Source organism: Nocardioides aromaticivorans (assembly GCF_013408525.1).
Lineage (GTDB): Bacteria > Actinomycetota > Actinomycetes > Propionibacteriales > Nocardioidaceae > Nocardioides > Nocardioides aromaticivorans.
The window spans coordinates 322,788-345,300 of sequence record NZ_JACBZM010000001.1; the positions used below are offsets into that span (position 1 = coordinate 322,788).

A 22,513-nucleotide genomic window follows, 5' to 3' on the forward strand; every position below is an offset into this window, starting at 1 on the left:
TCGGCGACCGGACGGAAGCCGAGCCGCTCGTAGAGGGCACCCGCCGGATTGTGCACCTCGACGTGGATGCTCGCCGTGCGGCCCAGCGCCGCGGCCTCGGCGAGCACCTGCCGGAGCAGCGCGCTGCCGATGCCCCGGCCGCGGAACTCCGGGAGCAGGGCGATGTCGACGATCCGCACGTCGTCGTCGCGCACGTCGACGTACAGCCGGCCGGCCGGGCGCCCGTCCACCTCCACCACGTCGAAGCGACCGTGGGGGCTGGCGGCTCGGTAGTGGCGGTCCTGCGCGTCGTACTGCATCCGCACGAAGGCCTCACGCTGGCCCGGGGGCCAGGCGACCTGGTCGAGCTCGTCGGCGCGGCTGGCGGCGTACACGGCGACGAGGAGCTCGTGGTCGTCGGGTACGACGGCCCGCAGGCCCACCTGGGAGAGGACGGTGCTCACGGGTCAGCCCCGCGGCGGGAAGACGCCCTGCAGCGCGATGCAGAAGCTGAGCGTCAGGTAGGGCTGCATGTTGTTGTGCGGCTGGCTGCCGCCGGCCGTGGCGAGCGCACCGGGACCGAGGTCGGTGTCCGCCGTGGCTTGGTAGAGCGTGCCGCCGGTCGAGGTCGCCAGCGTCGAGAAGGCGCCCGGTGCGTTGGTGTCGGCCGGCTCGGGGCTCGCCCGCAACTGGTGGCTGTGGGCCGGCATCTCGGACTCGATCAGCGTCACCGTCTCGGACCCGCTCTGCTCGCCGAGGTCGTGCAGGCTCAGCCCGGGGCCCTGTCCGGGGTGCATCGGCACGCTCCCCTGCAGGTCGGGCAGCGCGAAGGTGCTCTTGCCGTCGCCGCCGTAGGTCGTGCCGAGCAGCGAGAAGAGGGCGGTGTTCTGCGAGATGGGCAGCAGCTGTCCGTCGCAGAACGCCCAGCCGCGCGGGGCGAAGTTGAACGGGAAGATGCGGATCTCGGCCACGAACGGGTCGGCCATGGTCTCTGTCCTTCGGTTCCGGTCTCAGCTCGGGCTCGGGAAGATGCCGAAGAGCGAGATGATGAAGCTGATGCAGAGGTAGGGCTGCATGTTGGTGTGCGGCTGGCTGCCGCCGACGCCGCGCACGGCGCCGCCGGCCAGGCTCACCGCCGGCGCGTCGTTGATGTACGGCACCACGTTGAACGACATCGCGGGCAGGTTGCCGGTCGGGTCGACCTGGTTGCCGGGCAGGCCGTTGACGACCTGCAGGGGGTGCGTGTGGGACGGGATCTGGTTGGCCGTGAGGGTGACCTCCTCGACGCCTCCGGTCTCCGCCAGCACGAAGCCGTTGCCCTGGTGGACCGGGATCCGGCCGCGCAGGTCGGGCAGCGCGAAGGTGCTCTGGCCGTCGCCGCCGTAGGTCGTGCCGATCAGCTGGAACAGGGTCTCGTTCTCGCTGATCGGCAGGAGCTGGCCCTCGCAGAACATCCAGCCGGCCGGGGCGAAGTTCCCGCCGAACATGCGGATCTCGCCCACATAGGGTTGCGCCATCGCTCGTCGCTCCTCAGTCTCGGCTCGGGAAGATGCCCACGAGGGCGATGCAGAAGCTGATCGTCAGGAAGGGCTGCATGTTGAGGTGTGCCTGGCTCCCGCCGACGCCGGTCACCGTCGCCGGGGCCAGCGCGACCGTGCTCCCGCCCTCGCGGTAGACGTTGTTGCCGCCGCCGAGGTAGGCGCCCACGGGACTGGAGGTGCCGCCGGTCGCCGCGGTGGACGCCCGCACGAGGTGCGTGTGCTGGGGCAGCTCGGCGGCCGTCAGCGTGTGGGCCTGCTCCCCCGCCGCCTCGCCGAGCGTGTGCCCGTTGCCGGTGTGGATCGGGACCCGGCCGCGGAGGTCCGGGAGGGCGAAGGTCGTCTGGCCGTTGCCGCCGTACGTCGTACCGAGCAGCGAGAACAGCGCCTGGTTCTGGTTGATCGGCAGGAACTGCCCGTTGCAGAGCGCCCAGCCCTGCGGGGGGAAGACGATCGACATCAGGCGGATCTCGCCGAGGAAGGGTTCAGCCACGGTTGCTCCGTTTCTCGGTGTCGGGGATCAGGGAGTCGGGCACGCCGCACCACCCGTGTAGCCGCCGCCCCCGCTGCCGGACGTCCCGGTCGCGACGACGGTCGGGGCGCCGCCGTTGTTGCCGGAGACGAACGCCTGCACGGCCGCGTCGTCCCCGGCCGCGCCGCCGTAGCCGGGCAGGCGGATCGTGGTGAACTGGCGCTGGCGCAGCCGGATGTCGGCATCGACCGTCGGTGGGACCGAGTCGGCGCCGCTGGCGGCCAGCGTGTTGCCCGACACCGCGGCGCAGGCGAGGAAGGTGTCCCCCGGCACGGTGCCGATGTTGTAGTGGACGCCCTGCCGGGAGAAGCCGGTCAGCACGGTGCCCGGCTCGGCGATCGTGTTGCCCGTGATGGTGGTGTTGAAGGTGCCGGACTGCGCCGACGCGCCGCCGCCGGCCTGCACCAGGATGCCGTAGTTGTTGTAGCCGCGGACCTGGTTGCCGGTCACCGACCAGGTCGAGGTCCCGCCGCCGACGGTCTGCAGCAGGAGGCCGGAGCCGCCGGTCGAGCCGGAGTTGGCGACACCGCTGACGCCGATGGTGTTGTTGGCGAAGGTGCCCTGCTGCACCGACCCGCCGGCATCCTTGGCCACCGTCACGGCCGTGCCCGCCGCGTCGCGGAAGGAGTTGCCCGACAGGTTCAGCGTGGTCGTCCCGGCGGTGCCCGCCTGGAACAGGGTGACCCCGCCGCCACCGGTCGCGAGCGCCGGGTGGCTGTCGCTGAACGAGCTCCCCGTCACCACGAGGTCGCCCGTGCCACTCCCCCCGTGCGAGAACTGGAGCAGGTCGCCCTTGGCGCTCTCGAAGGTGCTGTCGGTGACGGTGACCTTCAACGCGGAGGCGCCGCTGGCGGACTCCACCGACAGTGCGTCGTTCGCCGGCCGGCTGCCGGCCGCCGGGAAGGTCACCTGGTCGAGTGTCAGGCGGTCCAGCGAACCGCCCGCGTTGGCGACCCGGAGGTTGTCCTCGAAGCCGCCGCTGATGACGGTGCCGGTGATCGACGCCGCACCGGTGAGGTCCGTGAGCAGAATGCTCGAGTCGTCGTACGGCGCCGCGCCGTTGTCGCCGTTGGCGCCGCCGACCACGCTGCTCGCGATGGTCAGGCCACGGACGCTGCTGCCCCGCACCGCGTAGTTGCTGTGGTCGTGGACCCACATCCGGGTCAGGCTCGGCGCCTGGGTGTCGTGCAGCACGATGCCGGTGCCCGTGGGCGTCGTGGACGCGCTGTCCGCCCCGGTCGTGGAGGCGATCTCCCCGCCCGTGCAACCAGTCGTGTCGGCCGGGGTGCAGGTGCCGCCCGTGCCGGTGACGGTCAGGGACCCCGCGGACCCGGTGGTGTCGAGCACGATGCCGTTGGTGGCGCCGCTGCTGCTGATCCGCTCGAAGGTGAGGCCACCGGCGCCGATGTCGGTGCTGACGACACCGAGTGCCCGGGCAGCTCCCGTGGTGATCCGGTTGCCGGCTCCGCTGACGACGAGCGTGCCGCTGCCGACCGCGTCGACGCCCTTGCCGGTCGTCGTGGTCACCACCAGCCCGCCACCGGTGAGCCGCAGCGCGTGACCGTCGCTCGACGCCATCGAGACGCCCGCGCCGGTGCCGGTGCTCAGCACCTTCGAGGCACCGGAGAGGACGGTGCTGCCCCCGGTGTTGCCACTGAGGCTGATGCCGCCCCCGGCGTCCGCGCCGTCGGTGATCGAGCCGCCGAGGGCGACGGTGCCGCCGGTCCGGCCGGTGACGTCCACGCTGGCGCCGGTCCCGTCCGCGATCGTCCCGCCCCAGGTCACGTCGCCGCTGCCGCCGTCGAGGTCGAACGCGACACCCGCCGCGCCGGTGATCGAGCCACCGTCGGCCGTGAAGGTCCCGGCCTGGAGTCCTTCGAGGTTGATGCCGTCGGTGGCGCTGTCGATCGAGGTCACCGCGTCGAGCGCGAGGTGGGCGCCCGGCGTGGCCGTGACGTCGACCGCCGGTGCGCCGCGGGTGGCGACCGTGGTCGTGCCCGTCGCGTTGAAGGTGACCGTGCCGGCGTTGGCGAGCCGGATGCCGGTGGAGCCGCCGCCTGCGCCCGTGGCGTCGGTGTTGTCGACGACCAGGTCGGTCACCGTGGAGGTGCCGGAGGTCCCGCTGAGCTCGAACGCCGGCTGCGTGCCGGCGGTGCCGGTGTCGACGATCCGGACGTCGGTCACGCTCACGCTGCCGTCGCCCGGCGAGCCGGCGATGCCGCTCCCGGCGCCGGACGGGTCGATGGCGACACCGGTCACCAGGTTGCCGGTGGCGAGGTCGACGACGTCGCCGCCCGTGCGGGTCAGCGCCGGCCGCTGGCCCGCGTCGCCGGCGACGAGCAGGTAGCCGTCGACCTCGAGGTCCGCCGCGGTCCCCACGAGCTGCTGGTCCGCCTTGAGCGCGACGCCCCCGTCGTAGCCGGTCGTGGAGCCGTCGCCCCGGGCGACGTACAGGGTCTGGCCGGCGGCGCTGGCGCTTACCGCCTGGGCCAGCGTGTCGAAGGGCGCGGTCGCGGTGCCGCTGTCGCCGGCGGCGTCGTTGTCGACGTACCAGACACAGCCGGCGAACTCGATGGTCGCGTCGGCCTGGCCCGTGGCGTCACCGTCGGTCAGCTCGTAGGTGAAGGTGTCGGGTGTCCCGGTGCACCCCGCGGGCGGGGTGTAGGTGAGGTCGCCGTCGGCCTCCAGGGTGACCGAGCCGCCCTGGTCGGTGGCGAGCGTGTCGGCGACGATGCTCACCGAGCCGGGCGTCTCGACGTCGGAGGCGGCGGCGAGCAGGTCGCCGGTGACCGTCTTGTGCGCGCCACCCACGACGGGCGCGCCGTCCGACGGGTCGTCGACGACGAGCGGGGTGTTGCCGATCGCGGCGCTGGCGGCGTCGAAGGTGACCTCCGCCGCCGTGGGGGCGTCGTTGACGCAGGTGACGTGGACGGCGACCGCGGCCGAGGAGCCGCCGGAGATCGTGTAGGTGAAGGTGTCGACGTCCGGCGACTCGTTGCAGTAGTTCGCGTCCGGCTCGTAGGTCACCGTGCCGCTGCTGAGGACGGCCGTGCCGTGCGCGGGCGGGCTGACCGCGGTGACCGTCGGGGACGCGCCGTCGCCGGCCTCGTCATTGCCGAGAAGGTCGAGCGTGGTCGGCGCGGCGTCCTCGGCGACCGTGACCTCGTCGTCGTGCGCGACGGCGGCGTCCTCGACGCAGCTGACCACCACGTTGACCGTGGCCGTGGACCCTCCGGGGGCGAGCGTGTAGGTGAAGGTGTCGGTCGTCGTACCGGGCGGGTCGTTGCAGTAGTCCGCAGCCGGTGCGTAGGTGAGGCCCGTGCCGCCGCCGGTGATGGCGACCGCACCGTTGGCGGGCTGGCTGGTCGCGGCGATGCCGACCGGACCTGCATCGACGTCGGTGTCGTTGGCCAGGACGGTGAGCGCGGTGGCCGCATCGTCCTCGTCGAGCAGGTACTCGTCGTCGACGGCGTGGGGCGCGTCATCGACGCAGGTGACCGCGACGGTGACCGTGGCCGGCGCACCACTCGGGCTGAGCCGGTAGGTGAACGCGTCGGGATCGGTCCCCGGCGGGGTGTTGCAGTAGTTCGCGTCGGGCGTGTAGGTCACCTCGCCGCCGGCCACCTCGGCCGATCCGTGGGCGGGCTGGCCGACCACCTCGGGTGCGAGGTCGTCGCCGTCGGCGTCGGTGTCGTTGGCGAGCACGTCCACGACCGCGGCGTCCACGTCCTCGGTGACCGTGACGTCGTCGTCGACCGCGACCGGCTCGTCCGGCGCACAGGTGATGTCGACCGTGACGTGGCCGGTGTCGCGGCGGCCGGTCGGGTCCTCGACGGTGTAGTCGAAGCCGGCGGCCGCGTCGCCGCACAGGTCGTCGTCGGGGGTGAAGCGGACCTCGCCGCCGGTGATCGCGACCGTTCCGCCGTCGGCGCCGGAGACGGCGACCACGGTGCGCACGCCGCCGTCCGCGTCGGTGTCGTTCGCGGCGGGGCTGCCGGGGCCGGTCAGCGGCAGGGTGAGGACGGTGTCCTCGAGCGTGCTGACGACGTCGTCGACCGCGACCGGTGCGTGCTCGGCCGGCGGCGGGTTGCCGGTAAGCGTGCGGGACTCGCAGGAGAACAGCTGGTCCGCGCGGTTGGCGTAGGCGCGGTCGTGGGAGCCGAGGCCGCACTCGAGGCGGTCGACCGTGGTCGCGGCGTCGACGTCGCGGAGCACGTCGTCCTCCGACCCGCCGATCAGCTTGTCCGTGCCGGATCCGCCGACGAGCTGGTCCGCGCCCGCGCCGCCGAAGACGACGTCGTCGCCCGGGCCGCCCGAGCCGGTGTCGTTGCCGGCCCGGCCGCGGAGCCAGTCGTTGCCCGCGCCGCCGGACATCCGGTCGGCGCCGGTCCCGCCGTACAGGCGGTCGGCGCCGTCACCGCCGTCGAGGACGTCATTGCCCGGGCCACCGCGGAGCACGTCGTTGCCGCCGCGTCCCGAGATGCGGTCGTTGCCGCCGAGGCCGCAGATCACGTCCGCCCGGGGCGTGCCGACCAGGACGTCATTGCCCGACGTGCCGGAGATCGTGCAGGGCAGCGCCGCCACCGGGACGGTGGGGACCGGCACCGAGCCGGCTCCCGATGCCAGCACCAACGCGGCACCGCCACCCCAGCTCGTGATGCGCAGGACCCAGCTCTTCGGAGCGTCGTTCATCCGGGTTTCCGTCCCTCACGGCACATGCACGTAGGTACGCCGGACCGGCGCCCCTCCCCCGCGGCTCACTGTGGCAGCGCGGTGGGGGCGCCGGGACCCGAATGCGCAAACCCGGGACCTAGGTCCCGACCGGCCCGGGCATCACGCCTACGCCCCGAAGTCGTGGCGCAGCGGGTATCCGCTGGTCCCGTCCTCCGTCTTCGTGGCGAGCACGTGGTGGAGCTGGATCTCGTTGCGGTCGAAGGCGATCCGCGAGCCCGCCATGTAGAGGCCCCACACCCGGGCCGTTCCCTCGTCGGTCTCCGCGACGCAGGCGTCCCAGTTGTCGGCGAGGTTCTTCGACCAACCGGCGAGGGTCCTCGCGTAGTGGACGCGGAAGTTCTCGTGGTGCTGGACCTCGAGGCCGGCGTCCTCGATGGCCGTCACGATCGTGCCGGACCCGGCGAGCTCCCCGTCGGGGAAGACGTAGCGGTCGATGAACGCGCCCGTACTCTTGTCGATGTTGTCGTGGCGGGTGATGCAGTGGTTGAGCACGCGGCCCTGCGGCCTGAGCTTGCCGTTGATGAAGGAGAAGTACGCCGGGTAGTTGGCGATCCCGATGTGCTCGGTGAGGCCGATCGAGCTGACCGCGTCGAAGCCGGTCTCCTCCACGTCGCGGTAGTCGGAGTGGCGCACCTCGGCGAGGTGGTCGAGGCCCTGGCGCTTGATCTCCTCCTGCGCCCAGGTCGCCTGCTCGCGCGACAGGGTCACCCCCAGCGCCTTCACGCCGTAGTGCTTGGCGGCATGGCGCACCATGCCGCCCCAGCCGCAGCCGATGTCGAGCAGCCGGTCGCCCGCCTTCAGGCCGAGCTTGCGGCAGATCAGGTCGTACTTGTGGTCCTGCGCCTCCTCGAGGGTGGCGTCCTCGGTCGGGAAGACCGCACAGGTGTAGGTCATCGACGGCCCGAGGACGTGCTCGTAGAAGGTGTTGGACACGTCGTAGTGGTGGTGGATGGCATCGGCGTCACGCTCCTGCGAGTGCCGTCCCCAGCGGCCGAACGGGCTGGTCAACGAGCGCAGCCCCTCCAGGCGGTGCCGCCACGCGGGCAGGTGCTCCTGCGGCGGCGGGGGCGGGGGCACGAGGTGGCTGACGCCGAGCGCCCGGATCACGCCGACCAGCTCGCTCGGCTTCGGTACGCCGAAGTCGGTCGTGTCCTTGAGCAGGGAGAAGGCCTCGTAGGGGTCGCCCGGGTGGGCACCGTGCAGCACCAGGTCGCCGGCCACGTAGGCACGGGCGAGGCCCAGGTCGCCGGGCGCGGTCATGATGTAGGAGAGGCCGCGCTCGTTGACGAGCTCCAGGCCGTAGGGCTGGTCGAGCGGGCCGGCAGCGCTGCCGTCGTACGCCTTGAACCAGACGGGCAGGCCGCCCTTGAAGAGGGACTCGATCGTCGGTGCGATGCCCTGCATGGTCATCGGCTCCTCACCGCCTTGTCGTAGAGGGTCGTCAGTCGGTCGTCGGGGTCGTGCTGCCGCTTCACTGCGGCCAGGTGCGGGGTGTTGTAGAGCGCGTCGAAGGTCGCGCGGTCGTAGAAGGCGTCGGAGTAGAGGGACTTGTGGCCGCCGAGCTCGTGCACCTTCGCCTCGATCGCCCGGTTCCTCGGGGCATCCGCGGCCTCGGGGCCGACGTGGACGGTGCCCCAGAAGCCGACGTTGACGTAGAGCCGGCCGGGCTCGAGCGGGTAGAGCGGCCAGGCCCGGGTGGCGACCAGCGGGCACAGCCACACCGGCCGCATCCCGACCTCCTCGTCGAACCAGGCGAGGAACTCGGGCAGCCGCTCGACGGGCACCTCGATGTCCTGCACCACCCGCTCGCGCAGCGGCCGGCCCGCACGGCGGTCGAGCCGGTCGGCGATGCCGAAGCGGCGATCCAGGTGGAGCAGCTTCATGTAGACGTCGGAACGGCGCAGGCGCCGCGGCCAGAACCGCCGGATGCGGGGGTTCTGGGCACCGAAGGCCCCCGAGCACCAGAACCAGTCGGTGTCCCAGCGCCAGAGGTAGTCGTAGGCGGTCAGCCGGTCGCGGTCACAACGCTGGAGCGAACGGAAGTAGACGTCCTGCCCGGCGTAGTCGGAGGTGGGGCCCGCCTCGTCGGTCCACCGGGCGAGGGTGAGCACGTGCTCGTCCGGCCCGAACGAGACACCGTCGAGGCCGTGGACCGGCTCGCCGTCGTACTCCTGCGCGGCGGCGATCTCGGCGAGCGTCTTGGCCATCAGCGCAGCGTCGTCGAACCGGAGGTGGCGGATCGCGACATAGGGCGGCACCTTCTCCAGCTTGATCCGCAGCCGCGTCGCGTAGCCGAGCGAGCCGTAGGAGTTGGGGAAGGCGTCGAACAGCTCGTCGCCCGGCCGCGTCGTGACGACCTCGCCGGCACCGGTGAAGACGTCCATCTCGAGCACCGACTCGTGCGGCAGGCCCAGCCGGAAGCTGCTCGACTCGATGCCGAGGCCGGTGACCGCGCCGCCGAGCGTGATCGTGCGCAGCTGCGGGACGACATGGGGCACCAGGCCGTGCGGCAGGGTCGCGTCGACGAGGGCCTCGTAGGTGCACATGCCCTGCACCTCTGCGACCGGCCCGTCGGGACTGTCGGGGAGCACCTCGATCACGCCGTCGAGGCCGGAGACGTCGAGCCCGGGGGCCGAGGTCTGCGCCCTCGCGCGGAACAGGTTGGTCGTGCGCTTCGCCAGTCGCACCGTCTCCCCCGGAGGGATGGCGGCGTACGACGACGCGAGCCTTGTGACGGCACCTTCGTGCTGGTGCCAGCCTCGATCTGCCACGTTCCGCAACCTACCCTCGCTCCCGCTCCGGTGACATCCGCGTTTTTGCGCAACCTGCACTCACAGCCATCCATTCCCCTCCGCGACGAGGACCGCCTCGGCCCGATTGCCCGCCCCGGTCTTGCCGATCGCGCCGGACAGGTGGTTGCGCACCGTGCCCTCGGACAGGAACAGCCGCGACGCGATCGCGGCCACCGACGAGCCGTCCCGTGCCGCGCGCAGCACGTCGGTCTCGCGGGCGGTCAGCGGCGACTCCCCGCTGACCAGCGAGTCGGTGGCAAGAGCCGGGTCGACGACCCGCAGGCCCTGGTGGACGCGCCGCACCGCGTCGGCGAGCTGCGAGGCCGGGGTGTCCTTGACGACGAAGCCCGAGGCGCCGGCCTGCAGCGCGCGACGCAGGTAGCCGGGCCTCCCGAACGTGGTCACCACCAGCACCCGGGTCTGCGGGCTGGCGGCACGCACCGCCGCACAGGCCTCGATCCCGTCCATGCCCGGCATCTCCACGTCCATGAGTACGACGTCCGGCCGCTCGCTGCGCGCGAGGGCCACCGCCTCCTCGCCCGTCCCCGCCTCGGCCACCACCTCGATGTCGGGCTCGAGTCCGAGCAGCGCCGAGAGCGCCCCGCGGACCAGCGCCTGGTCGTCGGCGAGGACCAGCCGGATCGCTGCCGCGGTCATCGGGCCTCCACCACCAGCGACCAGCCGGGGTCGAGGCGGCGGGTGACGAGGCGGGCACCCGCCGCGGACGCCCGCTCCTGCAGGCCGGTCAGGCCCGAGCCGGGCACGTCGTCGCCCATCGGCCCGCGTCCGTCGTCGCGGACCTCGGCCCGGGTCGGCGCCAGCGCCACCGTGCAGCGGCGGGCGCCGGAGTGGCGGATCACGTTGGTCACTCCTTCGCGGACGGTCCAGGCGAACAGCTCCCGCAGCTCGGTCGGCACGTCGTCGGTGCTGTTGGGCAGGGTCGCCTCGATCTCGGCGGCCTCGAGCGCGGTGCGGGCGCGCGCCAGCTCCGCCGGCAGGCTGAGGTCGCGGTAGCCCTGCACCGCCCGTCGTACGTCGGCGAGGGCGTCGCGGCTGAGCCGCTCGAGGTCGGCGAGCTCGGCCCGGGTGCGGTCGACGTCGACGTCGAGCATCCGGCCCGCGAGCTCGGCCTTGATCGTGATCACGGTCAGCGAGTGGCCGAGGATGTCGTGCAGGTCGCGGGCCAGGCGGGTGCGCTCGCGCTCGGCGGCCAGCTCCGCACTGGCCTCGTGGGCGCGGATCAGCTCGATGTTGCGGTTCATCATGGAGCGCACGCCGAAGACGGCGAGGGAGGCGGCGACGACCGAGAAGGCCAGCCACGGACTGTGCTCCCAGCCCGGCACGGTCACCCCGGTGACCAGCACCGCGGCGGCCAGCGCCAGCACGACGGGTACGAAGACGACGTACGGGAAGAGCATCACGACCGCGACCGCGAGGTAGACCACGCTGGCGGTCCCGACCTGCCCCAGCGCCGCCACCATCACCGCGGCCAGGCCGGTCAGCGCCGCGGTCCAGGCGATGCGGTGCGCCGGCGGCGGCGCCGTGGCCAGACGGGCCCGTCCCGTCCGCAGGGCGACCCAGAGGCCCAGGTAGGTCGCCGCGAAGGTGAGCGTCGCGACCAGCCCGAGCCAGGCGTGCGCGGCCGGCAGCTCGGTCCAGGCCGCCCGGACCGGGTCGATCAGGAACGCCAGCCAGATCGCGGCGAACAACGGTCCGAGCCGCCCGAGTGGGCGCTGGGGAAGCTGTCCCGGGGAGTCCACGATGGTCACGCTAGTGGTCACACGCGGGCCGTGTCCTTGCTCATCCGCCACGCCGCGCCGGCGACGAAGACGGCGAACCAGGCGACGGCGTTGACGACGGCGAACCACGGCAGCTCGTGGGTCAGCGGCCAGCGCGCGATCTCCGCGACGCCGTACATCGGCGTCCAGTAGGCGATGTGGCGCACCATCTCGGAGTAGTCGTCGAGCGGGATGAAGACGCCGCCGAGGAAGGACAGCAGCGCCAGGCCGGGGCCGAGGACCTGCATGGCGTTCTCGCCCGGCACGACGTAGCCGACGAAGACACCGAGCGCCGCGAAGGTCAGGGTGCAGAACAGCGTCACGACGGCGCAGCCGACCCAGACGTGCACCGGCATCTCCGCCTTGCCCTGCGCGGCGCCGACCACGTTCACCGACGCGACCGCGAGGGCTCCCATGACGAGGGCGACCAGCGCCTTCATCAGGATGTAGACGACCGGGTTGAGCGGCGTCAGGCGCAGCTGGCGCGACCAGCCCAGCGAGCGCTCCAGCGCGACCATCGAGCCACCGGCTGCCGCGGTGAGGGCGGCGCCGTAGAGGGCCATGGAGGCGAGGATGTACGCCGCCACGTTGCCGCTCCCGGCCCTCTCGTCCCAGCCCTGCTGGCCTCCGAACGCGAGCAGCATCGCCGCCGGGAAGACCAGCGTGAAGATGATCGTGCGGCGGTTGCGCAGCATGCGGCGCAGCTCGATCGCCAGCACGGTGAGGTTGAACCCGCCCATCGGCGGCACCCGGCGGGCGGCCGGGTCGAAGGTGGTGCTCATCGGTTGTCTCCCGTCAGGCTGAGGAACGCCTCTTCGATGCCCGCGGCCGTGATCTCCAGGTCGCGGGCGGTGGTCTCGGTGAGCAGATGGCGGGCGACGGCGTCGCTGTCCTTGGCCCGCACGATCAGGGTCTCGCCGCGGGTCTCCACGCCCTCGACGCCGCCGAGGGCGGCGATCCGCTCGACGGTGGCCGGGTCGGCGCCGGGCAGGTGGGCGCGCAGCGTGCGTCCGCTCGCCAGCGCGCGGATCTCGGGGCCGGAGCCGTCGGCGACGACCTTGCCCCTGCTCACGAGGACGATCCGGTCGGCGTACTGGTCGGCCTCCTCGAGGTAGTGCGTCGCGAAGAGCACCGTGCGGCCGGTGTCGAGGTCGGCCCTGATCGCCGACCAGAAGGTACGACGCCCCTCGACGTCCATCCCGGTGGTCGGCTCGTCGAGCAGCAGCAGCGCGGGGTCGGAGAGCAGCGCCATCGCGAACCGGAGCCGCTGCTGCTCGCCGCCCGAGCACTTGCCGACCTTGCGAGAGGAGATGCCGGCGATCCCGGCCTTCTCCAGCACCTCGTCCACCGGGCGGGTGTCGGTGAACAGGCTGGCCGTGTAGGCGACCGTCTCGCGCACGGTGAGGTCCTTGAGCAGGCCGCCGGTCTGCATCACCGCGGCCACGAGGCCGCGGGCGATGGCCTTGCGCGGCTCCATGCCGAGCACCTCGACGGTGCCGCTGGTCGGCCGGGTGAGGCCGAGGACCATGTCGATCGTCGTGGTCTTGCCGGCGCCGTTCGGGCCGAGGAAGGCCACGATCTCGCCGGGATGGAGCTCCAGGTCGATCCCGCGCACCGCGTGGACCTGCCCGAAGTCCTTGGTCACCCCGGCCAGCCGGACGGCCGGAAGCATCGGATCTGTCGTCATGCCTCCAGCGTGGCCGCGGGACGTCCCCGCGACCTCGCCCGGTCGTCACGACCCGGGCATGACATCTGTCATGGGGTCGTCACGGCGTCATGGGGTCATGGGGTCACGCGGACGTCACGCGGTGTGGGTCGCGCCGATCGTGCCGCGGGCGTCGCCGACGTGGACCGTGACGCCCCCGGGACCGGCGAAGTCCGCCAGCACCGCGGCGTCCGGCTCGGTGAGGTCCTGCGCGTCGCCGAGCACCACGCACGCGTCGACGCCGGTCGAGCCGGACGCGACGGCCATCGCCACCACCGCCTGGACCGCGGTCAGCTGGAGCGACGGGAGCGCCACCGTGGCAGCGGCGTACGTGCGTCCGTCGGTGTCGCGCACCGCCGCGCCCTCGGCGGCCTGGATGCGCGCCCGCGTGGCGCGGGCGAGGGTGACGAGCTTCTTGTCCTCGGCGGAGAGGTCGGTCATGCAGCGATTGTCCCAGCACGGCAGGATGAGCCCATGCCTGCCTACTGGATCAGCAACTACCGGGAAGTCCTCGACGCGGACAAGCTGGCCGCCTACGCCGCGCTCGCCGGACCGGCGCTCATCGAGGCCGGGGGCACCTTCCTCGCGCGCGGGATCCCGGAGAAGGTCTACGAGGCCGGCCTCGAGCAGCGCTGCGTGCTGATCGAGTTCGAGAGCGTCGAGGCGGCGCTGGCGGCCCACGACTCGCCGGAGTACCAGAAAGCGCTGGAGGCACTCGACGACGGCGCGGTGCGCGACCTGCGGATCGTGCCCGGGGTCTGACCCGTGCGCGCCCGCCTCGGTCGCCCTGACCTCGCGCGGTACGCCGACCGGTTCGACGTCCCCGAGGCCGAGGGCGCCTTCGCGACCACCTTCCTGGGCGTCTCGACGGTGCTGGTCGACGACGGGGAGACGGCGCTGCTCACCGACGGCTACTTCTCGCGGCCGTCGATGGGCCGGGTGCTGCTCGGCCGGCTCGCACCCGACGACGCCCGCATCGACGCCGCGTTGCGCCGGGCCGGGATCGACCAGCTGGCCGTGGTGGCGCCGGTGCACACGCACTTCGACCACGCGCTCGACTCCCCCGCCGTCGTACGACGGACCGGCGCCGTGCTCGCCGGCGGATCCTCGGCAGCCCACATCGGCCGTGGCTCCGGGCTGCCCGAGGACCGCATCCTCGAGGTGGTGCCCGGTGAGCCCCACAGCTTCGGCTCCTTCACGCTGACCTGGCTGGAGTCGGAGCACTGCCCGCCGGACCGCTACCCGGGCACGATCGACGCACCGGTGGTGCCGCCGACGCGGGCCGGCGCCTACCGGTGCGGCGAGGCCTGGTCGATCCTCGTGGAGCACACGAGCGGCCGCACCGCACTGATCCAGGGCAGCGCCGGCTTCCGCGCCGGGGCACTGTCCGGCCGGAAGGCCGACGTGGTCTACCTCGGGGTCGGGCAGCTCGGCGTGCAGGACCGCGACTACCTGCGCACCTACTGGGCCGAGACGGTCGAGGCGACCGGGGCCAGCGAGGTGGTGCTGCTGCACTGGGACGACTTCTTCCGGCCGCTGCACCTGCCGCTGCGGGCACTGCCCTACGCCGGTGACGACCTCGACGTGACGATGGAGGTCCTCACCGACCTGGCGCGACGCCAGCGGGTCGGCCTCCACCTCCCGACGCTGTGGCGTCGGGAGGACCCGTGGGCGATCAGTCCTCGGTGAGCCGGTCGCCCTCGACCACCCGCGAGATCAGCACGGTGCCGATCTTGTTGCGCCGGCCGGCGGCCTGCTCGGCCTCGAAGCGCAGGCCGTGGGCCTCGACGACGGAGCCCGGGATCGGCACCCGGCCCAGGTGCTTGGCGAGCAGACCGCCGACCGAGTCGACGTCCTCCTCCTCGATGTCGAAGCCGAAGATCTCGTCGAGGTCGTCGACCGGGTAGCGCGAGGAGACGCGCACCGGCCCCTCGGCACCCTCGAGGTGCTCGACCTCGACCTCGGCCTCGTCGAACTCGTCGGTGATCTCGCCGACGATCTCCTCGAGCAGGTCCTCGATCGTGATCAGGCCGGCCGTCCCGCCGTACTCGTCGACGACGATGGCGACGTGCTGGCGGCGCGCCTGCATCTCGCGGAGCAGGTCGTCGACCGGCTTCGACTCGGGCACCCAGTGCACCGGGCGCATGATCTCCTCAACCGGTTGGGTGAGCTCGACGTCGGGGTCCTCGAAGTCGCGGCGGACGACGTCCTTGAGATAGGCGAAGCCGCGGACGTCGTCGAGGTTCTCCCCGATGACCGGCATCCGCGAGAAGCCCGAGCGCAGGAAGAGCGACTTGGTCTGGCGGAGGTTCTTGTGCGCCTCGATGTAGACGACGTCGCCGCGCGGCACCATCACCTCGCGCACGGTCGTGTCGCCGAGCTCGAAGACGGAGTGGATCATCTTCCGCTCGTCGGCCTCGATCAGCTCCGAGGCCTCGGCGATGTCGACCAGCTCCCGCAGCTCGGTCTCGGTGGAGAACGGGCCCTCGCGGAAGCCCTTGCCGGGCGTGATCGCGTTGCCGACGAGGATCAGCAGGCGCGGGACCGGGCCGAGGACCGTGGTCAGCGCGGAGAGCGGCCAGGCCGACCAGATCGCGACCGTCTCGGCGTGCTGGCGCCCCACGGTGCGCGGCGCGACACCGATGACGACGAAGGAGACGACGAGCATGACGCCGATCGCGAGCCCGGCGCGCGTCAGCCAGGACGCGTCGACGCGCTCGTCGATGTGCAGGGTGACCACGACGATGGCCGCGATCTCGCACAGCAGCTGCAGGAGCAGGGCGGTGTTGAGGTGTCGCGGCGCGTCCTCGAGTACGACGACCAGGCGCCGCGCACCACCGCGCCCCTCCTGCAGCAGCTCCTGCGCGCGGGCGCGCGAGAACCCGGCGAGGGCCGCGTCGGCCGCGGCGAAGAGTCCGGCGAGGACCACGAGGACGGCCGCTGCGACGAGCGGCCAGAGACTGCCGGCGATCATGCCTTCCCCCGACCCGGCGTCAGGAGGCGGCCAGGTGGGCGCGCCACTGGGCGAGCAGCTGGTCCTGCAGCCCGAACATCACCTTGTGCTCCTCGGGCTCCGCGTGGTCGTAGCCCAGCAGGTGGAGGATGCCGTGGGTCGTGAGCAGCTCGAGCTCGGCGAGCGTGCCGTGGCCGGCCTCGGCCCCCTGCTTCTCGGCGACGGACACGCACAGGACCAGGTCGCCGAGGACGCCCTCCTCGGGCTCCTCGTTGACCTTGCCGGGACGCAGCTCGTCCATGGGGAAGGCGAGCACGTCGGTCGGCCCCTCCTTCTCCATCCACTTGCCGTTGAGCTCGGCGATGGTGGCCTCGTCGACGGCCGTGATGCACAGCTCGGCGAGCGGGTGCACCCGCATCTGGTCCATCACGAAGCGGGCGAGCCGCGAGAAGTGCTTCACGTCGAACCCGGAGCCGGACTCGTCGAGGATCTCGATGCTCACTCCGTGGGGTCCTTCTGCTCGGTCTTCGGCTCGGTCTTCTGCTCGGTCTTCGCGGGCTTGTCGGTGACGGTGTCGAAGCGGCGGTTCTGGCGGACCTCCCGCTGCGCCTCCTTCTTCGCGTCGAACTCGTCGTAGGCCGCCACGATCCGCGCGACCAGCTTGTGCCGGACGACGTCGTGGCTGGTGAGCCGGACGAAGGCGAGGTCGTCGACGCCGTCGAGGATGCCCTCGACGATCCGCAGGCCGGACTGCGTGCCGGACGGCAGGTCGACCTGGGTGACGTCGCCGGTCACCACGATCTTCGAGCCGAAGCCGAGCCGGGTCAGGAACATCTTCATCTGCTCGGGCGTGGTGTTCTGCGCCTCGTCGAGGATGATGAAGGAGTCGTTGAGCGAGCGACCACGCATGTAGGCCAGCGGCGCGACCTCGATCGTGCCGGCGGCGAGCAGCTTGGGGATCGACTCGGGGTCGAGCATGTCGTGCAGGGCGTCGTACAGGGGACGCAGGTAGGGGTCGATCTTCTCGCTCAGCGTGCCGGGCAGGTAGCCGAGCCGCTCGCCGGCCTCGACCGCCGGTCGGGTCAGGATGATCCGGGTGACCTGCTTGGCCTGCAGCGCCTGGACGGCCTTGGCCATCGCGAGATAGGTCTTGCCCGTGCCGGCCGGGCCGATGCCGAAGGTGATCGTGTGGTTGTCGATCGTCTCGACGTAGCGCTTCTGGTTGAGCGTCTTCGGGCGGATCGACCGGCCGCGGTTGCTCAGGATGTTGACCGAGAGCACGTCGGCGGGCCGCTCGGACGTGGACGTCTGCGCGCGCAGCATCGCCTCGACGCGCTCGACGACCTCGGGCGTGATGCCCTGGCCGGTGCGCAGGATCGCGACGAGCTCCTCGATGAGCTTCTCCGCGAGCTCCAGCTCGTGGGGGTCGCCGCTGAGGGTGACCCGGTTGCCGCGGACGTGGACCTGGACGCCGAACTGCTTCTCGATGATGCCGAGGTGCTCGTCACCGGGACCGAAGAGCGTGACCATGTCGATGCTGTTCGGCACGACGACGGTGTGCCGGGTGGCGGTGATCGGGGTGGGGGTGGAGTCGGTCATGGATGCCCGGGGCGGGCGGCCTTTCAGTACGGCGGTCGGTCTCCTCCATGCTACGGGAGGGACCACGCCGCGCCCACTCGTTTGTCAGCGCGGAGGTCAGCGCGGAGGTCAGCCCGGGGGCCAGTTCAGCGGCCGGCCGGCGATCACGTGGCAGTGCGTGTGGAAGACGGTCTGCTGGGCGCCGGCGCCGGTGTTGAAGACGAGCCGGTAGTCGTCGTACCCCTCGGCGGCGGCGACGGCCCTCGCGGTGGCCGGGATCTCGGCGAAGGTCGCGGCGTCGGCGGCGGCCGTCGCGGCGGCGTTGGGCTCGTGGTCGCGCGGGATCACCAGCACGTGCAGGGGCGCCTGCGGGTTGATGTCGCGGAACGCGATGGTGCGCTCGCCCTCGTGGACGATCTCGGCCGGGATGTCGCCGGCGACGATCTTGCAGAACAGGCAGTCCGGGTCGCTCACCCGGCCACCCTCGCAGATCGTTGCGAAACGGTGTCAACCGGTTCCACCGCTGGCGCGTGGAACTAACGTGACGATCCATGCGGTGCTCGGCGCTCCTCCTCTCTCCCCCGGCAGCCTCGCCGGGGCGACGGGGCACGCCATGACCCAGCGCGCGAGCGACGCCGACTCCGCGATCGAGACGCTGTACGTCGCCCACTGGGACCAGCTGGTCCGGCTCTCCGTGCTGCTGGTGCGCGACCAGGGCCAGGCCGAGGAGGTCGTGCAGGACGCCTTCATCGAGCTGCACCGCCGCTGGGCCCGGCTCGACGACCCGGACCGGGCGCCCGCCTACCTGCGGCAGACCGTCGTGAACCGGTCCCGGTCCGCGCTGCGCCACCGCGGCGTCGTCCAGCGGCACCTGGCCCGGCAGCACCGGGTCGACGACGCACCTCCCGCCGACGAGCCGGTGCTCGCCGACAGCCGCCGGCGCTCGGTGCTGGAGGCCCTGCAACAGCTCCCCCGACGGCAGCGCGAGGTGCTCGCGCTGCGCTACTACCTCGACCTCTCCGAGGCGGAGATCGCCGAGACCCTCGGCATCAGCCGCGGCGCGGTGAAGAGCCACGCCTCCCGCGGTGCGGCCTCCCTGCGGCCGCTCCTCGCCGCGCACGACCTGAAGGACGGCCAGTGATGGCACACGAACGCGATGACATCGACGGCCTCGACGGCCCCGACGACCTGGCCCTGCAGCGGTTGCTCACCGACGCCGTGGCCGACGTCGAGCCGCACGACCGGCTCGGCGAGATCCGGCGTCGGACCGCCCCCGCACCGCGGCGGACCCGCCAGCGGTGGACGCTCGCCGTCCTCGGCGCCGGGGTGGCCACCGCGTCCGTGGTCGGCGCGGTCGCGCTGGCCGGCAACCTCGGGCTGCCCGGCGGCGACGACCAGAGCGCCGCCGGATCGCAGCCCGCACTCGTCGGCACCTACTTCGTCGGCGAGACCACGGACGGGACGTGGCTCTACCGGGAGTTCCAGGTGGTGGACGCCGGGCCGGCCACCGACCGCGCGCTCGCGGCCCTGCGACGGCTCGAGGTCGATGCGGGCCCGGAGGACCCCGACTACACCACCCTGTGGCCCGACGGCTCCTTCACCAGCGTCGCGGTCGTCGACGACGGCATCCGCGTCGAGCTCGGGAGCCGGATCCGTGCCGTCCCGGCCGGGCTCGCCCTCCAGCAGGCGGTGCAGACGGTGCAGGGCGTGCTGCAGCAGACCACGCCCGTGACCTTCGCGACGCCCGACGGCCCGCTCGCCGGTGCGACGTCGGTGCGGCGGGACGGCTCCGTCGTCGCACCGGTCAACATCAGCGACCCCGTCGAGGGGCTCGAGACCAGCGGCACCCTGGTGGTCCGCGGCCGCGCATCCGCCGCCCGGACCGGCCCGAAGCGGGTCGCGTGGGAGCTCCGCGACGCCACCGACGAGGTCGTCCGGGCCGGCGACGTCGACGTCACCGAGGCCGCCTGGACGATGACCCTCGACCTCAGTGACCTCGCGCCCGGGCGCTATGTCATCGCCGCCTTCGGCGCCGATGTGGCCACCGCGACCGACACGCGGACCTTCGTCGTCCACTGACGCATCCACCACGCACGGAAGGATCGACTCCATGAGCACCCCCCTTCGTCGTACCGCCACCGCCGTGGTGGCCGCGACGCTCAGCCTCGGGCTCCTCGCCGCGTGCGGCGACGACGACCCCGCCCCCACCGCCGGTGACCCGACGACCGCGACCAGTGACGCGTCGGACCCGACCGATGGCAGCGACGGCAGCGACGCCACCGACACCCCGTCGGGCAGCGCGACCGCGACCGACTCCCCCGCCCCGAAGGTGATCCCGGTCTACTACGTGGGCGACACCCCGGGCGGCGACCGGCTGTTCCGCGAGTTCACCCAGTCCGCAGGGGTCGACCCGCTCGTGGCGGCCGCGGCGGCGGTCACTGCCGGCGACCCGGTCGACCCCGACTACCGGACCTCGTGGCCCAGTGGTCGCTTCGCCTCGGTCGAGGAGGCCGGCGGCGCGATCGTGGTCGAGGTCGAGGACGAGGACTGGCTCGGACGCGGCGACCTCGACCGGGCCCAGGCCCGGCTGGCCGTCCAGCAGCTCGTCTACACCCTGCAGGGCGCGGTCGGCGACCGCCTCCCCGTCAAGGTCGAGTACGACGGAAAGCCCGCCCCGACCCTGCTCGGCGTCCCCGTCGGAGCCGGCCTGAAGGCCGCCCCGCAGCTCGACGTGCTGGCGCTCGTCAACATCACCGAGCCCGCCGAGGGGACGGTCGTCAGCGGCACGATCACCGCGACCGGCCGGGCCAGCTCGTTCGAGGCGACGGTCCCGTGGTCGATCGAGGACAGCACCGGCAAGGAGGTCCTCGAGGGCTTCGCCACGGCCGAGGGCTGGACCGACAAGCTCTACCCCTGGGAGACGCAGATCGACCTGAGCGACCTCGCCCCCGGCGCGTACACCCTCATCGCGCGGACCGACGACCCCTCCAACGGAGAGGGCGGCGGACCGACCGAGGACACGAAGCGGATCACGATCGAGTGAGGCTCACCAAGCGTCGCCTCAACCGCACCCTGCTGCTGCGCCAGCACCTGCTCGCGCGCGTCGACCGGACCCCTGCCGAGATGGTCGAGCACCTGGTCGGGCTGCAGGCGCAGGAGTCGATGCCGCCGTACCTCTCGCTCGCGGCGCGGCTCACCGACCTCGACCCACTCGAGGTGAGCCGGGCGCTCGAGTCGCGGGAGCTGGCGCGGGTGCTCAGCCTGCGCGACACCGTCCACCTGCACCTGCCCGCCGACGCCCTCACGCTGCCGGTGTGGGCGGCGCCCGTGCGCGACCGCGAGCTGCGGATGAGCCAGTCCATCGGCGAGGCGCGCGAGGTCGACCGCGAGGCGTTCGCCACCGCCGTCCGCACCGTGCTGGCCGACGGGCCGCTGCCCCAGCGGGCGATGTCGGCAGCGCTCGCGGAGCACTTCCCGTCGTACACGGCGAGCCAGCTGGGCCAGGTCGCCCGGGTCGCCGAGGTGCTGGTGCAGCTGCCGCCCCGCGGCTGCTGGAAGCCGACGACGTCGACGGCCGTCGCCTACGACTTCGCCGACCGCTGGCTCGGCGCGCCACTGGCCGAGCCGGACGTGCCCGAGGTCGTCCGCCGCTACCTGCGCGCCTTCGGACCGGCCACCGCGGCCGACGTCACCACCTGGTCGGGCATCACCCGGCTGGTGCCCGTGCTCAAGGCGATGGACGACCTGGTCCGGCACGAGGACGAGGACGGCAAGGTCCTCTACGACGTCGAGGGCGCCCCGATCGCCGACGAGGACGCGCCCGCCCCGGTGCGCCTGCTCGGCACCTACGACAACGTCTGGCTCTCCCACGCCGGCCGCGACCGGGTCACCGCCCCCGAGCGGCGCAACACCTGGATGGGTGTCAACGGCGCCCAGTCCAACGCGCTCTTCGCCGACGGCTGGCTGGAGGGGCTGTGGCGGGTCGAGGACGGCACGGTCGTGCTCGGGGAGATCCTGCGGCCGCTCAGCAAGGCGGAGAAGGCGGAGCTGGACGAGGAGGTCGGGCGGGTCGAGGCACTGCTCGCATCGTGAGAAAGTCGTTGCGGTTTGGGACCAATCCGCAACATCTCGACCCCGCGAGCTGTCGTTCCCGCCCAATCGGCGACGCCGCTCAACCGCCCCAGCGGGACGTCCGCGACAGCAGCGCCGACACCGCGGCGACGCCCGCGGTCGACGTGCGGAGCACCTCCGGGCCGAGCCGGCAGGCGACCGCGCCCGCCTCGACGAACCGGCCCACCTCGTCGTCGGTGAGCCCGCCCTCCGGGCCGACCACGACCAGCAGGTCGCCGTCGGGTGGCAGCGCGAGCGCGCCCAGCGGCTCGGTGGCGTCCTCGTGGAGCACGACCGCCACGTCGACCTCGCCGACCAGCGCCACGACGTCGTCGGTGGACGCCAGCGGCACGACCTCGGGGTGCCAGGCGCGGCGGGCCTGCTTGGCGGCCTCGCGGGCGGTGGCCTGCCACTTGGCGAGCGACTTCGCGGCCCGCTCGCCCTTCCAGACGGCCACGCTGCGCGACGCCGCCCAGGGCACGATCCGCGCGACGCCGACCTCGGTCAGCACCTCGACGGCCAGCTCGCCGCGCTCGCCCTTGGGGAGCGCCTGCACCACGGTGACCCGCGGGCGGGGTTCGGGCAGGTCCTCGACCGCCCGGGCGACCACGGTGAACGACCGCTTGGTGGTCTCGCTGACCTCGCCGGTCACCAGCCGGCCGACCCCGTCGGTGAGCAGCAGGGCCTCGCCCACCCGCAGGCGTCGTACGACGACGGCGTGGTGGGCCTCGTCGCCCTCGACGGTCACGGCGTCACCGGCGGCGACGCCGTCGAGCGACGGGACGAGGTGCTGCGGGAGGGTCATGCCCGGCCG

Annotated in this window: 22 protein-coding genes and 1 pseudogene; 6 read left to right on the top strand and 17 right to left on the bottom strand. The window is 72.8% G+C overall.

Annotation, left to right across the window (positions count from 1 at the left end; genetic code table 11):
- Window positions 1-5: 5 nt before the first annotated feature.
- The 12 genes and pseudogenes from BJ993_RS26725 to BJ993_RS01560 all read right to left on the bottom strand — a co-directional run.
- Window positions 6-443, bottom strand: a pseudogene (locus BJ993_RS26725) (GNAT family N-acetyltransferase); the annotation flags it as partial.
- A 3-nt stretch (window positions 444-446) separates the two neighbouring features.
- Entirely contained in the window at window positions 447-965 is a 519-nt protein-coding gene (locus BJ993_RS01510; RefSeq protein WP_179647482.1) for a phage tail protein, read from the bottom strand.
- 24 nt (window positions 966-989) lie between these two features.
- Window positions 990-1,496, bottom strand: a complete 507-nt coding sequence (locus tag BJ993_RS01515; RefSeq protein ID WP_179647483.1) for a phage tail protein — start codon at window positions 1,494-1,496, stop codon at window positions 990-992.
- Between the two features lie 13 nt (window positions 1,497-1,509).
- Window positions 1,510-2,010 carry a phage tail protein gene (locus BJ993_RS01520; protein WP_036546471.1) on the bottom strand — a complete coding sequence of 167 codons (501 nt, stop codon included), beginning with the start codon at window positions 2,008-2,010 and terminating at the stop codon, window positions 1,510-1,512.
- 27 nt (window positions 2,011-2,037) lie between these two features.
- Window positions 2,038-6,741: a beta strand repeat-containing protein gene (locus BJ993_RS01525; protein ID WP_179647484.1), complete on the bottom strand. Its 4,704-nt coding sequence runs from the start codon at window positions 6,739-6,741 to the stop codon at window positions 2,038-2,040.
- A gap of 147 nt (window positions 6,742-6,888) precedes the next feature.
- Entirely contained in the window at window positions 6,889-8,187 is a 1,299-nt protein-coding gene (locus BJ993_RS01530; RefSeq protein WP_306457082.1) for an SAM-dependent methyltransferase, read from the bottom strand.
- A gap of 2 nt (window positions 8,188-8,189) precedes the next feature.
- Complete coding sequence (locus BJ993_RS01535) at window positions 8,190-9,554, bottom strand: FAD-binding oxidoreductase (protein WP_036546478.1); 1,365 nt, start codon at window positions 9,552-9,554, stop codon at window positions 8,190-8,192.
- Window positions 9,555-9,614: 60 nt separating this feature from the next.
- Window positions 9,615-10,232, bottom strand: coding sequence for a response regulator transcription factor (locus tag BJ993_RS01540; protein ID WP_179647487.1), 618 nt, complete (start codon window positions 10,230-10,232; stop codon window positions 9,615-9,617).
- On the bottom strand, window positions 10,229-11,335 hold the full coding sequence (locus tag BJ993_RS25505; RefSeq protein ID WP_179647488.1) for a sensor histidine kinase: 1,107 nt from the start codon (window positions 11,333-11,335) through the stop codon (window positions 10,229-10,231). Before BJ993_RS25505 ends, BJ993_RS01540 begins: the two co-directional genes overlap by 4 nt.
- 17 nt (window positions 11,336-11,352) lie before the next feature.
- Entirely contained in the window at window positions 11,353-12,135 is a 783-nt protein-coding gene (locus BJ993_RS01550; protein WP_179647489.1) for an ABC transporter permease, read from the bottom strand.
- Window positions 12,132-13,040 carry an ABC transporter ATP-binding protein gene (locus BJ993_RS01555; protein ID WP_179647490.1) on the bottom strand — a complete coding sequence of 303 codons (909 nt, stop codon included), beginning with the start codon at window positions 13,038-13,040 and terminating at the stop codon, window positions 12,132-12,134. Before BJ993_RS01555 ends, BJ993_RS01550 begins: the two co-directional genes overlap by 4 nt.
- Window positions 13,041-13,154: 114 nt before the next feature.
- Entirely contained in the window at window positions 13,155-13,499 is a 345-nt protein-coding gene (locus tag BJ993_RS01560; RefSeq protein WP_036546489.1) for a cytidine deaminase-like protein, read from the bottom strand.
- Between the two features lie 33 nt (window positions 13,500-13,532).
- Between BJ993_RS01560 and BJ993_RS01565 the strand changes: the two genes are divergently transcribed.
- Both BJ993_RS01565 and BJ993_RS01570 read left to right on the top strand, forming a co-directional pair.
- Window positions 13,533-13,820, top strand: coding sequence for a DUF1330 domain-containing protein (locus BJ993_RS01565; RefSeq protein ID WP_179647491.1), 288 nt, complete (start codon window positions 13,533-13,535; stop codon window positions 13,818-13,820).
- A gap of 3 nt (window positions 13,821-13,823) precedes the next feature.
- On the top strand, window positions 13,824-14,747 hold the full coding sequence (locus BJ993_RS01570) for an MBL fold metallo-hydrolase (protein ID WP_179647492.1): 924 nt from the start codon (window positions 13,824-13,826) through the stop codon (window positions 14,745-14,747).
- On the opposite strand, the gene BJ993_RS01575 is transcribed toward BJ993_RS01570, so the two are convergent.
- From BJ993_RS01575 to BJ993_RS01590, 4 genes are all read right to left on the bottom strand, one after another.
- On the bottom strand, window positions 14,734-16,032 hold the full coding sequence (locus tag BJ993_RS01575; protein WP_036546498.1) for a hemolysin family protein: 1,299 nt from the start codon (window positions 16,030-16,032) through the stop codon (window positions 14,734-14,736). The genes BJ993_RS01570 and BJ993_RS01575 overlap by 14 nt on opposite strands.
- A gap of 19 nt (window positions 16,033-16,051) precedes the next feature.
- Complete coding sequence (ybeY, locus tag BJ993_RS01580) at window positions 16,052-16,513, bottom strand: rRNA maturation RNase YbeY (RefSeq protein ID WP_179647493.1); 462 nt, start codon at window positions 16,511-16,513, stop codon at window positions 16,052-16,054.
- A complete protein-coding gene (locus tag BJ993_RS01585; RefSeq protein WP_179647494.1) occupies window positions 16,510-17,610 on the bottom strand; it encodes a PhoH family protein in 1,101 nt (366 codons plus the stop codon). The genes ybeY and BJ993_RS01585 overlap by 4 nt, the downstream gene beginning before the upstream one ends.
- A gap of 108 nt (window positions 17,611-17,718) precedes the next feature.
- Window positions 17,719-18,063, bottom strand: a complete 345-nt coding sequence (locus BJ993_RS01590) for an HIT domain-containing protein (protein WP_036546504.1) — start codon at window positions 18,061-18,063, stop codon at window positions 17,719-17,721.
- 67 nt (window positions 18,064-18,130) lie between these two features.
- Here BJ993_RS01590 and BJ993_RS01595 point away from each other — a divergent pair, with 67 nt between their 5' ends.
- From BJ993_RS01595 to BJ993_RS01610, 4 genes are read left to right on the top strand one after another with little or no spacing between them, the layout of a single operon-like run.
- Complete coding sequence (locus tag BJ993_RS01595) at window positions 18,131-18,730, top strand: RNA polymerase sigma factor (protein ID WP_308645441.1); 600 nt, start codon at window positions 18,131-18,133, stop codon at window positions 18,728-18,730.
- The gene (locus tag BJ993_RS01600) at window positions 18,730-19,668 is read left to right on the top strand and encodes a GerMN domain-containing protein (RefSeq protein WP_179647495.1); all 939 of its coding nucleotides are present in this window, start codon (window positions 18,730-18,732) and stop codon (window positions 19,666-19,668) included. Before BJ993_RS01595 ends, BJ993_RS01600 begins: the two co-directional genes overlap by 1 nt.
- Before the next feature lie 31 nt (window positions 19,669-19,699).
- Window positions 19,700-20,632 carry a Gmad2 immunoglobulin-like domain-containing protein gene (locus BJ993_RS01605; RefSeq protein WP_179647496.1) on the top strand — a complete coding sequence of 311 codons (933 nt, stop codon included), beginning with the start codon at window positions 19,700-19,702 and terminating at the stop codon, window positions 20,630-20,632.
- Window positions 20,629-21,681, top strand: a complete 1,053-nt coding sequence (locus BJ993_RS01610; RefSeq protein WP_179647497.1) for a winged helix DNA-binding domain-containing protein — start codon at window positions 20,629-20,631, stop codon at window positions 21,679-21,681. Before BJ993_RS01605 ends, BJ993_RS01610 begins: the two co-directional genes overlap by 4 nt.
- A 79-nt stretch (window positions 21,682-21,760) precedes the next feature.
- Here the strand turns inward: BJ993_RS01610 and BJ993_RS01615 are convergent, their stop codons facing one another.
- On the bottom strand, window positions 21,761-22,504 hold the full coding sequence (locus BJ993_RS01615) for a 16S rRNA (uracil(1498)-N(3))-methyltransferase (protein WP_179647498.1): 744 nt from the start codon (window positions 22,502-22,504) through the stop codon (window positions 21,761-21,763).
- Window positions 22,505-22,513: the final 9 nt, after the last annotated feature.

Coding starts and splice junctions, on each gene's coding strand:
- BJ993_RS01510 (WP_179647482.1), bottom strand. CDS start 965: ATGGCCGACCCGTTCGTGGCCGAGATCCGCATCTTCCCGTTCAACTTC.
- BJ993_RS01515 (WP_179647483.1), bottom strand. CDS start 1,496: ATGGCGCAACCCTATGTGGGCGAGATCCGCATGTTCGGCGGGAACTTC.
- BJ993_RS01525 (WP_179647484.1), bottom strand. CDS start 6,741: ATGAACGACGCTCCGAAGAGCTGGGTCCTGCGCATCACGAGCTGGGGT.
- BJ993_RS01530 (WP_306457082.1), bottom strand. CDS start 8,187: ATGCAGGGCATCGCACCGACGATCGAGTCCCTCTTCAAGGGCGGCCTG.
- BJ993_RS01540 (WP_179647487.1), bottom strand. CDS start 10,232: ATGACCGCGGCAGCGATCCGGCTGGTCCTCGCCGACGACCAGGCGCTG.
- BJ993_RS01550 (WP_179647489.1), bottom strand. CDS start 12,135: ATGAGCACCACCTTCGACCCGGCCGCCCGCCGGGTGCCGCCGATGGGC.
- BJ993_RS01555 (WP_179647490.1), bottom strand. CDS start 13,040: ATGACGACAGATCCGATGCTTCCGGCCGTCCGGCTGGCCGGGGTGACC.
- BJ993_RS01560 (WP_036546489.1), bottom strand. CDS start 13,499: ATGACCGACCTCTCCGCCGAGGACAAGAAGCTCGTCACCCTCGCCCGC.
- BJ993_RS01565 (WP_179647491.1), top strand. CDS start 13,533: ATGCCTGCCTACTGGATCAGCAACTACCGGGAAGTCCTCGACGCGGAC.
- BJ993_RS01575 (WP_036546498.1), bottom strand. CDS start 16,032: ATGATCGCCGGCAGTCTCTGGCCGCTCGTCGCAGCGGCCGTCCTCGTG.
- BJ993_RS01585 (WP_179647494.1), bottom strand. CDS start 17,610: ATGACCGACTCCACCCCCACCCCGATCACCGCCACCCGGCACACCGTC.
- BJ993_RS01600 (WP_179647495.1), top strand. CDS start 18,730: ATGGCACACGAACGCGATGACATCGACGGCCTCGACGGCCCCGACGAC.
- BJ993_RS01605 (WP_179647496.1), top strand. CDS start 19,700: ATGAGCACCCCCCTTCGTCGTACCGCCACCGCCGTGGTGGCCGCGACG.
- BJ993_RS01615 (WP_179647498.1), bottom strand. CDS start 22,504: ATGACCCTCCCGCAGCACCTCGTCCCGTCGCTCGACGGCGTCGCCGCC.